This is a genomic window from Bifidobacterium sp. UTBIF-78, from assembly GCF_006408945.1.
In the GTDB taxonomy this organism is placed as follows: Bacteria; Actinomycetota; Actinomycetes; order Actinomycetales; family Bifidobacteriaceae; genus Bifidobacterium; species Bifidobacterium myosotis.
Genome location: NZ_JFAO01000004.1, coordinates 21371 through 36999, shown reverse-complemented (window position 1 = coordinate 36999; position 15629 = coordinate 21371). Strand labels below are relative to the sequence as shown.

Genomic DNA, 15629 nt, shown 5'->3' with positions numbered 1-15629 from the left:
CAGCCGCCTTCGTCGCAGCCGGGATAGCAGATGCGCCCGAAGCGGCACCGGACGTATCAGATCCCGCCCGCACCGACCTTTTCAGGGGCGAGCCGCACCTGACACAGAATTTATAGCCGTCCTTGTTGGCGGCACCACACTTCGTGCAGAACATCCCTGTCTTCTTCCCCTGAAAATGGCACAATCACTTGCCATTCTAGTGCGCGAGGCCGCGCGGCCCAAGGGACGTGACCCAGGGGAACTTTGAAATGAGCGGACGCGACCACCGTAATCGCGTCCTCCTACCGGGCCTATCTCACAGACCACTAGCATGGACTTCAGTACTGCCCCGACCCCAGTCTCAGCCGCTACAGGAACAGGCTGATGCCGCGACGGGCCATGCAGTAGGCGTTGCCGAGCCATGTATGCCGGGAATTGGGCCAAACGGCGCCGAGCCGCGGCGCGTTCTGGCTCATCCAGATGGACGGCACACGGCCATCGGCCGAACGCGAGCCGAGCAGGTTGAACCCGTTCTTCTCCAGCAGCCATTCCGGGTGCTGCGTGGCGATGGCCAGCCCCTCCTCAAGGGTGAGCGGCAGCCGATCATCGGAATCGATGAGCTTGCGGGCCACGTCCGGCTCGCGGTTGATGTAGCAGGTGCCGGTATGCGGGTCCACCACCAGATAGAACGGCCCCTCCGGCGGCTCGAAGCCGTCCTGCGGCAGGAAGCTGGCGATGTCGCGCGGCGGCATGGTGGTGAATCCGGCCATACGGTTGATGGAGGTTCGCGCGATCAGCGATTCCGGCGACACCAGCTCGCGGGTGGGCACCAGCAGGATGTTCGACCCCAAATCGGATTGCTCCAGCGCCTCAATCAGCGGCCTGGCAAGTGAACGGAACGCTGCTGCGGACATATCGGCCACATCCGGGTATCCCAAGGCCACGATACGGTCAAGCTGCTTCTGCGCCTCTACTGATGCGATAGACATGGTTACCAGCCTAGCGCGTCACCATGTCGGGATGAAGGCCTCCAACGCGCGGACTCGGACCGCATCGGACGGCGGCGCCATTCAACCGTTCAAGCCGGACACCCAAGCGAAACCGGCCCGGCCAAGCATCCGTCTCGGCGGAACATCGATCCACCATGCAGGCCATCATACGGAAGGACGCGCGTCATGAGACCGCCGATTCCGTACCATTGAGAGTTACGTACGAAAACCCATCCATCTGACCCAAGGGGTTGAAATGTCCGAAAAGTTGAAGGTCGGCGTGCTTGGTGCCACCGGCATGGTCGGCCAGCGCTTCATCACGCTGCTGGAGAACCACCCATGGTTCGAAGTGGTCAAGCTTGCCGCGTCCGCGCACAGCGCCGGCAAGACGTACGAGGAGGCCGTCGGTGACCGTTGGAAGATGGAAACGCCGATGCCCGAGTACGTCAAGGGCATGACCGTGGTCGACGGCGACGACGCCGAATCCGTGGCTGCGGACGTCGACTTCATGTTCTCCGCCGTGAACATGCCGAAGGACCAGATTCGCGCCATCGAGGAGCGTTACGCCAAGACCGAAACGCCGGTGGTCTCCAACAACAGCGCGCATCGCTGGACCCCGGACGTGCCGATGGTGGTGCCGGAGATCAACCCGGAGCACTTCGCCGTGATCGAACACCAGCGCAAGCGTCTCGGCACCACGCGCGGCTTCATCGCCGTCAAGCCGAACTGCTCGATTCAGGCCTACACCCCGGCGCTGGCCGCTTGGAAGGAATTCGAGCCGCACGAGGTGGTCGTGAGCACCTATCAGGCGATTTCCGGCGCGGGCAAGACGTTCAAGGACTGGCCCGAGATGGTGGGCAACATCATCCCGTTCATCTCCGGCGAGGAGACCAAGAGCGAAAAGGAGCCGCTCAAGGTCTTCGGCCGTGTGGACGATGCCAAGGGCGAAATCGTGCCGTTTGACGGCCCGCTGCGCATTACTTCGCAGTGCATCCGTGTGCCCGTGCTCAACGGCCACACCGCCACCGTGTTCCTCAACTTCGGCAAGAAGGCCACCAAGGAGGAGCTCATCGACCGACTGGTCAACTACACCTCGCAGGCCGCCGAGCTCGGTCTGCCGCACGCGCCGAAGCACTTCATCCAGTACCTGACCGAGGACGACCGACCGCAGGTCAAGCTGGACGTCGACTACGAAGGCGGCATGGGCGTCTCCATCGGCCGTCTGCGCGAGGACTCGATCTTCGACTGGAAGTTCGTCGGACTCGCTCACAACACGCTGCGTGGCGCCGCCGGCGGCGCGCTCGAATGCGCCGAAATGCTCAAGGCCCTCGGCTACATCACGAAGAAGTAGCGGAAAGCGGCTGGAGCCACATCAGAAAGCCCGTCGCCGCGCCATTGTGGTGCGTAACGACGGGCTTTTTGCGTTTCCGCATTCATGCCGGACAGGACGGCAGAGTGTCAGAACAACGAAGTGTGCATCCCCTCAGACGCTATCCATCTTGCAAGGGAACAACATTCATCAGACTCGCTCACAACACGCTGCGTGGCACCGCCGGCGGCGCGCTCGAATGCGCCGAAATGCTCAAGGCCCGGCGCTATCTGCCTTGCAAAGGGTACATTACCGCTTTCCCGAACAGCTATCTGCCTTGCAAGGGGTACCTCATCCCCCAAACCTGCAGTATCGGACCTGTTCCCGCAACGCCATAATGCCGTTTCGAGGGAGGGCATACTTCGCCATGTACCCCTTGCAAGGCAGATGCCTCTCCGCAGAATCCCGAACCTACCCCTTGCAACGGAGAAAGCCCTCCTCACGGAGGGCTTTCTCATAACAATCGGCATTCGTGTCCCGCATCAGAGGTCCGTCTACAAATTGACTACCTCTCAGACCCGCTGCGCAAAGGCAACTCCGATGACAAGAAGAGCCAAGAACAGTCAGGCTACTGGCGCAGGCCGCCAACGCATCCTTTCCGTAGACTCAGCGGCCGGTGCCGCCATACACCACGGCTTCAATCTGATCGGCGTCAAGACCATAGGCGGTGTGCAACGCCTTGACGGCCTCATTGAGCTGGTCCAGCGGCACCAGAGCGGCGATACGAATCTCGGAGGTGGAGATCATCAGCACGTTGATGCCCTTGTCGCTCAGCGCCTGGAAGAACTTGGCCGCCAGACCGGAGTGGGTCTTCATGCCCACGCCCACCACGGCTACCTTGCCGACGTTGGTGTTCACGTCGAAGGAGTGGTAGCCAAGCTCGTCCTGCTTGTCGAGCAGCACATCCTCCACCTGCTTGACGGTAGATTCCGGCACCGTGAAGGAGATGTCCGCCGTGCCCACCGACGCACCGGCCTGCACGATCATGTCCACGTTGATGCCGGCGGTGGCCAGCTCGGTGAACACCTTGGCGGCCATGCCCGGCTCGTTCGGCACGCCGCGCACGGTGGCGAGCGCCTCGGAACGGTCGTGCGCGATGCCGGAAATCACCGGCGCCTCGGGGCCGAGGTCGGGGAAGAGATCGCCCATGGATTTCGCTTCTTCTTCAGTCATGTCTTGCCTTGTCTTGCTTGGATTTTGCGATTATTTACGTTGTGATTGCGATGATGACGGTCCCACCGAATTACGATGAGTCGCGTTGATTACGGTCGATCCCGCGTCGCGTCATTCATCGTCCGGGGCCAGCCGCCCGGCATCGTCCAATGCCCGGTGGCACATCGACGGCCGATCAGTTCAGGTTCGGCAGTGTGCGCGGGTCCACCCCGTCGGGAACGATCAGCGTGCCCGCGCGGTGGGAGAAGGACGAACGCACATGCAGCGGCATGTTGAAACGCTGCGCGTACTCCACGCAGCGCAGCGCCAGCACTTTGGAACCGCAGGAGGCCATCTCGAGGATGGCTTCGTACCCGATGACCGGAATGCGGCGGGCCGCAGGAACGATGCGGGGGTCGGCGGTGAACACGCCGTCCACGTCGGTGTAGATCTCGCAGATGTCGGCGCCGAGCGCCACGGCAAGCGCCACGGCGGACGTGTCCGAACCGCCACGGCCCAACGTGGTGGCGTCGCCCTTGGCGTTGATGCCTTGGAATCCGGCCACGATGGCCACATCACCCAGCGAGAGGGCGTTCTTCACACGATCAGGCTTGACGGCCTTGATATGCGCCGCACCATAACGGGCATCGGTGAAGAAACCGGCCTGCTGACCGGTGAAGGAGTGCGCGCGCTCACCCTCGGCATGAATGGCCATGGCAAGCAGACTCATGGAGATGCGTTCGCCTGCGGTCATGAGCATGTCCATCTCGCGCTCGGGCGGGTTGGAATCGATACTCAGCGCCTGATCGATGAGATCATCGGTGGTGTCGCCCATGGCGGAGACCACCACGGCTACCTTGTTGCCCTTTTTCTTCGTCTCCACGACGCGCTTGGCCACGCGCTTGATCGATTCCGAATCGGCCACCGAAGAGCCGCCGTACTTCTGCACGATGAGAGCCACTGCTGTCCTTTGTTCTTCTCTTGGGGAATGTTGCGAACATTCTACGCAAACGCAACGATTATACGGACGCCGTCTTCCGCCTCGTGGCACACCGCCGGCATATGGACACAGGGCCGGTTCGGCTGGTATGCCGCGTCAATAATTCGTTGATGAATTCACTGTTCCTCAGACCTGCTTCGCGGGCCAGCTCGTCCTGCAAGTATGGACGCGCCCTGCGCGCAGCGTCCTGAAGCCCCAACAACAATCAACGAGCTCCTGGCGCAGGGCACCAGCTCTCTAGGCGTGGAAAGTACCAACACGGTCTACGTCCCAGGATCCATGTCCCACCACCGTCCTCCCACAGCCAACACATATAGCCGCCCCCGCAAGCCCGCCGCTCTCATCCCTCCCCGTTGATCCACGAATTCAGCAACCTTTCAGCATGATGGCAGAAGCCTTTGCGGCTACCCCATCGTTGCGTACAAGTTCACGCGGTTATATATAAGTACCGGCAAACGAAAACGCACCGGCGGGGTTTCCGCAGAGCCTCATAATTGAACGAACCTTTCTTCTTCTCCTCTTCCTCTCTCGGGGCCCGGCTTCATCACCGGGCCCTTTCCTTTTCATTCCTGCCGCACCGGCTGCGTTTGTGCGGGCGCCTCGAAACGGAGTAACGTTTCGCACAGTGACGTTCGTGCGATGATTCCCATACACGCTCAGGATTGTCTTGCATCGACGGCACGGCTACCGGAAGGACGAAGGATTATGGGTTGGTCTCGCAAGCGCCGCGCAGGCGCCCATGTCGCCTCGCACCGTGCCGGACAACGCACAGCCAACGTCATTGGCTCACAGCGGCACGTTCCGCGCGACACGACCCGGCATGGTGCGCCTCTGCATGACGACGCGGCTTCACCCGGCTTCAACGCCCCGTCGTTCGCCGAAGCCGTCGATATCACCGACCTTCTGGCGGAACGACGCCGACTGCAACGCAACCTGCTGGCGATGCGCATACTCACCGTGGTGCTGTTGGTGGCTGCGGTGGCCGTGGCCTGCTTCCCACTGGTCCTGCAATACCAGTCCGGCCGCGAGTTGGCCGCAACGGCCGCCACCAGTGCCAGGGACGTGGCGAATTGGCCGTATCCGAAGGCCGAGAACGAGCTCAAAGCCGCCCGCGCATACAACCGGACGCTTGCCGATTCGGGACAGCCGGTGCTGGGCGAGGCCGTGGACCCGTTCGCGTCCTCGCAGGGCGGCTCCCGCGCCAGCGGCGAGGATTCCGCCTCGAAGAAAGACAAGGAATACCAGTCACTGCTCGATTCCGGCAACGAGGTGATGGGGACCATCAAGGTGCCGAAGCAGTCCATCGATCTGCCGATCTACCACGGCACCTCCGAGGAGGCGTTGGCCTCCGGCGCCGGTCACCTGTATGGCACCAGCCTGCCGGTCGGCGGCAAATCCACCCACGCGGTGATCACCGGGCACCGTGGTCTGGTGGAGGCGATGATGTTCACCCGTCTGGACGAGGTGCGGAAGGGCGACTTCTTCTACATCGAGGTCATGGGCGAGACGCTGGGTTACAAGGTGGACCGAATTTCCGTGATTCTGCCAGACGATACCTCACAGCTTCGCATCGTGCCCGGCGAGGACCGCGTCACTCTGATGACCTGCACCCCGTACGGCGTGAACACGCATCGTCTGCTCATCTCCGGGCATCGCGTGGCCATCCCGGTGCCGGCGCCGGAACCGAAGGACATCTGGGACGCGCGCAACATCGCCACCGGCGTGACCGCAGGTGTGTTGATAGTCGGATTGGCCGCCGTCCGAATCAGCCAACGACGCCAAATCACCAACATCATCCGACACACCGCCGCCTGGACAGTGTGAGCCGCGCGGACGACGCGAGCCTGTAACTGGCAGGTTCGGCAAAACCGGCGAATTCGGCAGGTTCGTCATGCCGAACCTGTCCGATGCTCGATGCTTCCGGAATGATGGCCATGCGCAGTATCCCTGACGCATCCGTCACATCGCTTCCGTCCACACCGCCCGTAATCCGTATCCGTACCGTACGTATGGCACCGTATCCCCTAGCACATATCCCGTCAGGCTTCGCGGCGACCGGCAAGCGCACGTCCGAGGGTGATCTCGTCGGCGTACTCCAAATCGGACCCCACCGGCAGACCGCTCGCCAGTCGTGTGACCTTGACTCCGGCCGGTCTCAGTAGCTGGGTGAGGTAGCTGGTGGTGGCCTCACCCTCGATGTTCGGGTCGAGTGCCATGATCACCTCGGCGACCTCACCGCTTTCCAGCCGCTTGATGAGCCCGGGAATCTTCAAATCGGCCGGCCCCACGTTGGCCATGGGATTGATGGCACCGCCAAGCACGTGGTACAGCCCGTGGTATTCCCGGGTGCGTTCGATACTCATCACGTCCTTGGGCTCCTCGACGACGCAGATGACCGTGTGGTCGCGACGCGGGTCGGCGCATACCGGGCAGGGGCTGGTCTCACATACGTTGCCGCAGATATCGCAGAACCGTACCTTCTCCTTGACCTCTTCGATGGCCTCCGCAAGCTCGCGCGCCTCATCCTCCGGCTCCGACAGGATGTAGAAGGCGATGCGCTGCGCTCCCTTCGGCCCGATGCCAGGCAGCTTGCCGAATGCGTCAATCAGCCGTTGCACGGCGCCGTCATAGGCCAATGCCATGGTGATGCTCCTTGCTTATATCTCGTATTGCTCATGACGTGTGCGTCTCATTACGGGGGCACGTCGCTTCATCCACGGTCCCGTTTCCGGCTCCTGTGCCAAAGGAACCAGAAATGGAAACGTGCATGCGGCGGTGGGCCCTTTATATTACGCGCACGCCTTATTCCTCGGGCTTCTTTATTCCTCGGGCTTCTTCGCGGCCTGCATGTTGCGCGGGTTCCGGGGGTCGTCGGAGGCGAACTCCTCGACCTTCTTGACCTCGAACATCTTCTTCAGATCCTCCAGACTCATGGCCGTCGCATCGCCGAGCGACTGGTCGTTCATTGAGTATTCGTCCTCGTCCGCCGCGACCTGCGGGCGAACCGGCTGCGGAGAGTCCGCCGAACCATTGCGGTTCCACGAGTCGTTGACGCCATCCGCGCCAGACACGCCCGATTGCGGCTGGGGACGTCCGGAACGGTCCCATTGCGCCGGACCGGCATTCGGCCGCACCTGCGCCTCAGGCTGCGGCTGATTCCACGGATCATCACCCTGTACCGGCGTCGGCGTCGCTTCGGAAGCCATCTCAGCTCGAGGGCTTGCCCCAGACGCGCCTGATTGCGGCTGACTCCACGGGTCGGCAGCTGACGCCATGTTCTGCGGCGTGTTCCATGGGTCGGCTTCCGGGACCTGGCTCGGAGGCCGATGCCACGCATCGACGGCCATGTCATCGTCGTGCGGCGGCTCATCAGCCGGTGGCACGTCCGACCAAGGGTCTCCGGCCCGCCCGGTGGACGCAGCCGCGGACGCGCCAGCGGCCGCCGAACCGTTCCGGTGATCTGCCCCGGGATTATCGGGCCGTGGGAGCACATCGCTCGCGGCAGTCATCTTCTGCTCCGGCACCGCTCCCGACACGAACCCGTCCGCCGCGCCCGCCCGATCGCCCGTCACGGCTTGTCGTACAGGTTCGGCCTGTTCAAACGAACCGTTCCGCCCAGCAGGTCGGACCTGTCCGTCCGACGCATTCCGTCCGTCAGGGGAAGCCTGTTGCGGAGGAACCGCCCACGGATCGATGCCATCGCTGACATCCGGCACCGCCACATGCTTCTTCTCGTGCCGAGCCTGATGCTGATGGGCGACTGGGACGGCGTGCGAATTCGGCTTGGCGCTCGTCACCGGTTTGGCCCATGGGTCATCGGCTGAATCCGCAGCGGGGACCGGCTCGCCCCAACCATCGCCTCCCGCCGCAGGCGCAGCGGCGAAATCTGCCGAATCCGGCAATCCGGTTGTGGCATAACTGGATGTGGAAGGTGTGCTGAACGGCTCGGTCTGCCGGACGGTGAATGCGGTCCCGCCGTCGGCCACCGCTCCCGCACCGCCGTTCACCGGACTTGCGTGACCGGAACCGGCTCGATGACTGTCGTCGGCGTCCTCGGCCTGCCCCTCGGAGGTCTGCTTGCCCGTCTTCGGCTCACTGCCGGAATGCAGTCCCAGACCGACACCCAAGCTTGATGCGGCGAGCCCCGCCTTGGCCAAGGCAATCTGCTGCTTGACCTTGGCGAGCTGATCGGGGCTCATTCGTTTCACCGATTCAACCCGTTCACCGTTCGCCGCGACCGTAGTGGGGGCGATGACCGTGGTGGGGCCGAATTCCTTACGCACCGCGTCCATGACCACGACCGCGGCCTTCTTGCCGCTGTCCGTATCGACGGCGAGCGCAAACGCATGCTGGCTGAGCGGCTTGTCGAAGGTCAGGGACAGGCACGGAAGCCCCTTGCGATTGAGACCGAACTTTACGGTCGGCACCTTGTTCCGGGACACATATTCGCGGATGCCCTCCGGCAACGCAGTCACTGCGGCATGCCACTTTTCGTCCGGCGTGCGGTTGTCTGCTGCGGAACCGGCGACAGGCGAGGTCGGCCGTCCCGCAGCCCCTCCGGCAACCGGCTGAACCGGCTGTGACGGAGCAGCCGCGCCTGCGCCGGCCATACCCGGCGCAGGAATTGTCTGCGCGCCGGCGGACCATCCAGCAGGTTCCTGAGCCCGCCCCGGCATCTGGACCTGACCCGCATTCGCGGCGGCCGTCTGCACCGGTGCCGTCCGCACGGCGCTTTGTCCTGTAGCACCCGGCGTCCCGGTACCTTGGCCACCGCCGGCATTCGGCGCGGTCGATGCGTTCCCGGCGAAATGGCTGGTCGGCGAACCACCGGAATTTCGGTTGCGCTCGGCACCCGAGAATCCACCATGATTGGCTCCCGCGAAACCGCCGCGGGATGCCCCGGCGAACCCACCGGAGGTCTTGGCGCCCGATTCCTGCGCTCCCGCCCCAGCCGCTGCAGCACCGCCAGCCAAAGTACTGGCTGGCGCGCCCAACGCAGCGGCACCAGTGCCGCCCGCGCCCGGCACGGCGACGGTGAATCCCGACTCGCTTCCCGCCAACAACCGGGCGGCCAGCAGTTCCAGCCTCATGCGCGGTGAAATGGCACCGGTCATCGACCCCAGCGTGGCATTGATGATGTCCGCCATTGCGGTGAGCGCCCCCAAGCCCAACGCCTTGGCCTGACGGTGCAGATCATCCATGTCTTCAGCCTCGGCGGTGTCGGACAGTACGGATTCCGCGCGGTCTCCGGCCAGCGTCAGCACCAGCAAATCGCGCACCCGCGCCAGCAGATCCTCCACGAATCGTCTCGGGTCGAAACCGCCGACCACGACCTTCTGAATCACGCCGTACAGCGCCTCGCCATTATGTCCGATGACCGCATCGACGGCCTCGCCAATCAACGCCTCCGGGGTGAAGCCCAGCAGCGCCACCGCCGCATCATGGGTGATGACCCCCTCGACGGAACCCACCATGAGCTGATCCAGTACCGACAGCGTGTCTCGCACGGAGCCGCCGCCGGCGCGCATGGCAAGTTTGAGCACACCGGGTTCCGGCGTGATCCCCTCCTTGCCGCAGATCGTCTCCAGATACGGGCCCATGACCTCCTGCGGCACAAGGCGGAACGGATAGTGATGGGTGCGCGAACGGATGGTGCCGATCACCTTGTCGGGCTCAGTGGTGGCGAAAATGAACATCACATGCTCGGGCGGCTCCTCGACGATCTTGAGCAGCGCGTTGAAGCCCTGCTGCGTCACCATGTGCGCCTCATCGAGGATGAAGATCTTATAGCGGTCACGGGCGGGGGCGAACCCTGCACGTTCACGCAGTTCACGGGCATCATCGACGCCATTGTGCGACGCCGCGTCGATTTCGACCACGTCAATGGAACCCGGCCCTCCAGTGGCCAAATCCTTGCAGCTCTCACACTCGCCACACGGATGCGACGTCGGGCCCTTAGCACAGTTGACGCAACGCGCCAGAATACGGGCCGAACTGGTCTTGCCGCAGCCGCGGGGACCGGAGAACAGATAGGCATGCGTGAGCTTGCCCTCATCCAGGGCGCGCATCAGCGGAACCGTGACCTGGTCCTGACCAATCACACCCGCGAAGGTGTCCGGACGATAGCGACGATATAGTGCAAGTGCCATACCTACTAACCTACCTTGTCCCCTACATTGAGATTTGCCCGAGCCATTCCAAACCCTGTCACGGCGTCCCGGCCACGACGACATGGCCACGACGGATATCCGCCGGACCAGCTGGGCCACCGGAACCGCCCGTCCCTGAGACCACCCGTTCACGGAACGACTGTGCACGAGACCGACCGTTCATGGAACTGGCCGCGCACGAAACCTCTATTCCACAGAACCGCCCGTCCCGGAGCCACGGAAGAACCGCCGCCCCCGCCAAGCACGACAAGTATTAACATAGTGTCAATACCGTCCGGAAGGTAGGAGCAATCATGAGCGAGATTCTCGAGGAGCGTCAAAACACCCGCGGCGACGCCCGCCGCGAAGCCATCGTGCAGGCCGCCCGAGCCATCTGCTTGGAGAAAGGCTTCTCCCGCATCACCGTCTCCGACATAGCCAGCGCGGTCGGCATGACGCGATCGCTGTTCTACCACTACTTCAAGGGCAAGGACGCCGTCGCGGACGCGGTGCTCGATGACGTCATCGATGAGATACTCACCAAGCTGGAGCGCTGGAACCAGACCCGCGAAACCGGCAACATCAACAAGGCGCTCGACGACATCGTCCGCCTGCTGCGCGCGCTCATCGCGGACGAAAGCCCGTTCTCGAACCGGATGATCCAAGACGGCAACGCCGAACTGTACATCAAGTTCATCGACAGGGCCGCCGACCGCATCGCCGACTACATCGCGCAAACCACCGTTCGTGACTTCGCGCAGAAGCACGGACTGCCCATCGCCAACATTCACGAGACCTTCTTCGCCCTGATCGTGGGGCTCATCTCACTGGTCCGTTCGCATCCCGATGTCAACGATCAGACCATCAAGCAGGTCATAGCCCAGACGCTGCATATCGAAAACTACATCGCCTGAGCCGGGCGCCCCAACCGGCACCTATACGAATCGTCCCGTGAGCGGGTCACGACCATCCCGGACGATGGCGTCGTTCACCTGCTGCCGATCGTCAATGCCCTGCGCAGCTACGGCCGGCGGCACCAGCACACGCAAGGCTCGGTCCTCCGCCATGACACGAACCGGCAGGTGTCCGACATACTCGCCATCCGCCATCAGCAGCGGCGGCTCATCGCCATCCTGGGCACGGGTGATTTCAATCTCCCGCACGCGATGCCAGCCGAACACGCGGGAAGCGAGCAACCGCCCGTTGTAGGCGTTGGACACCGCCACCGCGCACTCACCGACATTCGGCACATGGTCCATCCACACCAGATCCAGCAGACCGTCCGAGAAGCACGAATACGGCGATACCTCGATGCCGCCTCCGATGTGCCGCGAATTCGCCACGGTCAGCAGCGGCGAGATGATGTCCCGCTCATCCGTGGAACCGTCCGCCAACGTGGCTTTGACGTGGTATCCATAACGCTTCATGCGGGTGAGTTCCACCAATACCGCCGCGAAATACCGTAACGAACCATTCGGCAGATGCGAATGATTGGCACGATCGTTGATGCTGGCATCGATTCCGCAGGAGAGCATGCCGGCATAGTAACGATCTATGGGATATGCAGGGGCTCCGCCCTCCTCCTCGGATTCGTATTCGTCGCCTGTGGTCGGGTCGACCGCGCGTCCGCCGTCCAGCGAGACCACACGTCCCATGTCCACGTCAATGGTCGAACCACATACGATCGCACCGACGATGCCCTCCACCGCGGTCTCGATACGGTTGACCGGCAGTTCGAGCCCGCGCGCGAAATCATTGCCCGACCCCATGGCCACCACGCCCAATGGTTTGCCGCTGCACCCCACGGCGTTGGCTCCCAACGCGATCATGCCATCGCCGCCGACCACCACCAGATAGTCGTACTCATGCGCACGCTCCCGCGCCTGTCTCAGAGAATCGTCGAAACTGTCTCCGGTGATGTCGATGACCGAGAAGCCGTGCGTTGCACCCGCCTGCTCCAGCAATGCGAGCACCTGCGCGTCCACTTTGGCGCCACGGCCTTTATCCGAAGTGGGGTTGCCCACCATGGCCACGACGCGGCAGCGTTCGTTGCGTTCATTCATATCATCACCTTAACCAATATCGGTCCTGGCCCGCCAGAGCGACGCTCCTCATCCACTGCGCCTTATCTCACATACCGGTTCATCAGACCTCTCCTTCCCGGCAGTCCACCGGCCCGGCGCGGGCCCGGTACTCCACGCTGGGAGCAATCGGTACCTTGGTAGCCACCGCGACGGCGACCCATACATCGTCTTCCTCGGTAACGCAATCGGCAAGCATGGCGTCGTTCGCCATAGCCGCATCAAGGGCAAGCGCACATGGGTCGGCGGCGTTCCCATGCCAAGCCGCATAGGCGGCCGAGAACGCCGTCAAATCCGCCAAGGCACGCGCCTGCTGCTGGCAGATGAGGAGATTGCTCACAGATGCGACGACCGCCAACGACACTCCGGCCATCAGCACCACTATGACGCCGGCCATGGTGCCCGACCCCTCTTCGAGACTGTCCAATCGCCTCATCATCCCGTTCCTTCGCTCATATCTTGTGGTCGCATACGCCATGCAGGACGGATATGCGACCACGACCGGTAACAATACGGTCACCGCGACGGCGGCAACCATGACGTAGCAGCCATTGCGACAGCGGTACGCCACTTTCGTCATTGCAGAACGGCGACCGCCTCCCGCTTGATTCTGGTAGGTGTCAGATTCAGCGGCCCCGGCAGTACCGGACACTCGACCAGAACGCGCGCCGACCGGCTCTCGCGCTGCACGGACGCAGCGACACCGTCTCCTGCTATGTCCGCAGCCACCGCTCGGGCCGCCGCCGCGTCTTCGGATACGACGAATTCGCGTGCGGCAGCCGCAGCGGCGCTATGACAGTCCATGGATACCGAAACCACACGGCCCAAGGCCAGCAATAAGGAGGCTATGACAATGACGCTCGGCAGCACCATGGAGAACTCGGCGGTGGCCGACCCACGCTCCCACCATGAGGATGCTCTGGCGGAGCCGGCAGACACGGAATCGTGCCCCATCCGTCCTGGTCGCTTCAACGGCATGACATCGGGCGATCCGTTTCGGCTTTTCGGCGGCCATCGCGCACGCCGCCGGCATGCTTCTTCCGTAATCATGAGGGTCATCCCACGTTCAACGCCTTCTTGACGATGTTCGTCAGCAGCGTCTTGATGGCGTCCGACTTCAGCACGGTGACCAACAGGGCGGCAAAACCCGTGGCGGCGATCAGCACCACCGCGTATTCGGCAGTGGCCGCGCCTTCCTCGGGTTCCGCGGTCAATGTGCGCATACGTGCATCCAGCACACAGATACGCTCATAGGCTTTGGCTCGAAGTGCCGCCAATCCGGCCCTTCCACGGGCGAATGGACCGGCGTAATCATCGACGATGAGGGGAGCTGGGGAGGTCATGGCGTTCGTTCCTTTCGTTGTGGAGCAGCCGTGCCGGCGCCTGCATGACCGCTCGGGTGGATGATGTGGCCCCCGCACCGGAAACGGCACGGGGTGCTTCCACTGTGTGTGATTGGGCTGCGTCTTTTGCAAGGAAATCGGGTATGTGGTTCCAGCTTGTCGAGTTATCCACACCTCGGCATGTCGTCCACCGACAATGTGGATAACCGAAGAGGACGCTGGTGGCCTGCGCCAGAAACTCGTTGCGAATTCACTACCTCTCAGGCCCACTTCATGGACCAGCTCGTCCTGCAAATATGGAGCGCACTGCGCGCAACCTGCCGGCTCGCACGTTGCCCACCAACAGCTCCGCTGTTTGCTTCACGGCAATGTCCTGATAGGGGGAGTAATAGCATTATGGGCCAACTCGCCTAGACGCAGTCGTCACATCACGAACGAGACTATGGCGGGAATGATACCGATCAGCACGAAGGCCGGCAGGAAGCATAAGCCCGTGGGCATCAACAGCTTTACGGACAGGCTCGCCGCATGGCGCTCTATGGCCGCGCGCTCATCCCGGTCCCATTGTTCGATGGCGGCATCAAGACGTATGCCGGGAGCATCGCCATGGTTCCACGAGGATTCCAGTGCGGCCCGTACCAGCGACAGCGTCTCGCACGCCTTGCGGCCTTCATCCGTGTCACGACGCATCACATGATGTCGGTCATTCGATTCGCCAATTGTCCCAATCGTCACGACGCCCCATGCGTCCGCCCAGGAGGCTCCACGATTGAGCGCGGCGCCGACTCGCTCCATGTCGCCGCCGCATTCGCCACCTATGGCGCGCCCAACGGATTGCAACGTTCCGGGGATGGAGGCACCTTCACATAACGCGACCTGGACCATGCGCAGGACAAGCATGGTCCAGGATGATCCGGCATCAATGTTCGTGCGCCCATACGCGGACACATCCAGACGCCCGGCAGCACCGCCACGCATGCTGTGCATCCAGACCGCAATGGCCGCACAGCATGCCGCAGCGACGGGCCATGCGGCACTCATCCCGAATCCCCTTTCATCAACGCCCGCATCCATGCCAGCCCGGCTATATAGCAGCAGCCTCCCAGCATCAGGCAAACCAGTCCCCGACCGTCCGTCAGCAGGAAGCCCATCGGATGTGAACCCATCAATTCACCCAGCAGCACCGTCGCCGCAGGAAGCACGCTCAGCAGACCGACAGTCGCCTTGGGCACGGCGAACGCCTGCGCGGTGAGCTGCTGCATCAAACGCATCTGACGATAGGCGTCAAGCACCGCTTCCAGACACGGCACGATCCGGCATCCAAGCTCGTCACTGAGCCGCGCCGCTGCGGCGACGCCGGCTGCGGCATGTCCCGACTGTTCCCGCGACTCATCGTTCAGACGGCAATCGTCGAACACTGCTTCCAGCTGACGCATGGTGAGCTTCCGAATGGCGAATCTTCCGCCGGACTGTTCCTCGAACGCTTCCAACATGGTGCCGCCGCCCTTCATGCGAGCGATGGCCGAAGCGATGACCTGTGCGATGCCGACGCGAGCCGACGCGCCGT

General features: G+C 63.0%; 13 protein-coding genes and 2 pseudogenes. 3 read left to right on the top strand and 12 right to left on the bottom strand.

Annotated features, from left to right (window positions below; all coding sequences use genetic code 11):
* Positions 1-88: 88 nt before the first annotated feature.
* Positions 89-154 (bottom strand): annotated as a pseudogene (locus tag BG22_RS11400) (zinc-ribbon domain-containing protein); the annotation flags it as partial.
* A 193-nt stretch (positions 155-347) separates the two neighbouring features.
* Positions 348-968: a DUF5701 family protein gene (locus tag BG22_RS01255; protein ID WP_094667973.1), complete on the bottom strand. Its 621-nt coding sequence runs from the start codon at positions 966-968 to the stop codon at positions 348-350.
* A 256-nt stretch (positions 969-1224) separates the two neighbouring features.
* Between BG22_RS01255 and asd the strand changes: the two genes are divergently transcribed.
* Positions 1225-2319 (top strand): aspartate-semialdehyde dehydrogenase, encoded by a 1095-nt coding sequence (gene asd / locus BG22_RS01250; protein ID WP_140492394.1) that lies wholly within the window; start codon positions 1225-1227, stop codon positions 2317-2319.
* 624 nt (positions 2320-2943) lie between these two features.
* Here the strand turns inward: asd and BG22_RS01245 are convergent.
* On the bottom strand, positions 2944-3510 hold the full coding sequence (locus BG22_RS01245) for an ACT domain-containing protein (RefSeq protein ID WP_094667971.1): 567 nt from the start codon (positions 3508-3510) through the stop codon (positions 2944-2946).
* A gap of 175 nt (positions 3511-3685) precedes the next feature.
* A complete protein-coding gene (locus tag BG22_RS01240) occupies positions 3686-4450 on the bottom strand; it encodes an aspartate kinase (RefSeq protein ID WP_094667970.1) in 765 nt (254 codons plus the stop codon).
* A 744-nt stretch (positions 4451-5194) separates the two neighbouring features.
* Here BG22_RS01240 and BG22_RS01235 point away from each other — a divergent pair.
* The gene (locus tag BG22_RS01235; protein ID WP_140492392.1) at positions 5195-6313 is read left to right on the top strand and encodes a class C sortase; all 1119 of its coding nucleotides are present in this window, start codon (positions 5195-5197) and stop codon (positions 6311-6313) included.
* A gap of 215 nt (positions 6314-6528) precedes the next feature.
* Here the strand turns inward: BG22_RS01235 and recR are convergent, their stop codons facing one another.
* Positions 6529-7131, bottom strand: coding sequence for a recombination mediator RecR (gene recR / locus BG22_RS01230; protein ID WP_094667968.1), 603 nt, complete (start codon positions 7129-7131; stop codon positions 6529-6531).
* Between the two features lie 1368 nt (positions 7132-8499).
* Positions 8500-10638 (bottom strand): annotated as a pseudogene (locus BG22_RS11395) (DNA polymerase III subunit gamma and tau); the annotation flags it as partial.
* A gap of 314 nt (positions 10639-10952) precedes the next feature.
* On the opposite strand from BG22_RS11395, the gene BG22_RS01220 reads away from it, so the two are divergent.
* Positions 10953-11552, top strand: a complete 600-nt coding sequence (locus BG22_RS01220) for a TetR/AcrR family transcriptional regulator (protein ID WP_140492388.1) — start codon at positions 10953-10955, stop codon at positions 11550-11552.
* A gap of 21 nt (positions 11553-11573) precedes the next feature.
* Here the strand turns inward: BG22_RS01220 and BG22_RS01215 are convergent, their stop codons facing one another.
* From BG22_RS01215 to BG22_RS01190, 6 genes are all read right to left on the bottom strand, one after another.
* Positions 11574-12701: a diacylglycerol kinase family protein gene (locus BG22_RS01215; RefSeq protein ID WP_140492386.1), complete on the bottom strand. Its 1128-nt coding sequence runs from the start codon at positions 12699-12701 to the stop codon at positions 11574-11576.
* An 82-nt stretch (positions 12702-12783) separates the two neighbouring features.
* A complete protein-coding gene (locus BG22_RS01210; protein WP_258186152.1) occupies positions 12784-13158 on the bottom strand; it encodes an Rv3654c family TadE-like protein in 375 nt (124 codons plus the stop codon).
* 137 nt (positions 13159-13295) lie between these two features.
* Entirely contained in the window at positions 13296-13592 is a 297-nt protein-coding gene (locus BG22_RS01205; protein WP_375137677.1) for a pilus assembly protein, read from the bottom strand.
* Positions 13593-13774: 182 nt separating this feature from the next.
* Entirely contained in the window at positions 13775-14062 is a 288-nt protein-coding gene (locus tag BG22_RS01200) for a DUF4244 domain-containing protein (protein ID WP_140492384.1), read from the bottom strand.
* 423 nt (positions 14063-14485) lie between these two features.
* On the bottom strand, positions 14486-15103 hold the full coding sequence (locus tag BG22_RS01195; protein WP_140492468.1) for a hypothetical protein: 618 nt from the start codon (positions 15101-15103) through the stop codon (positions 14486-14488).
* A complete protein-coding gene (locus tag BG22_RS01190; protein WP_140492382.1) occupies positions 15100-15573 on the bottom strand; it encodes a hypothetical protein in 474 nt (157 codons plus the stop codon). The genes BG22_RS01195 and BG22_RS01190 overlap by 4 nt, the downstream gene beginning before the upstream one ends.
* Positions 15574-15629: the final 56 nt, after the last annotated feature.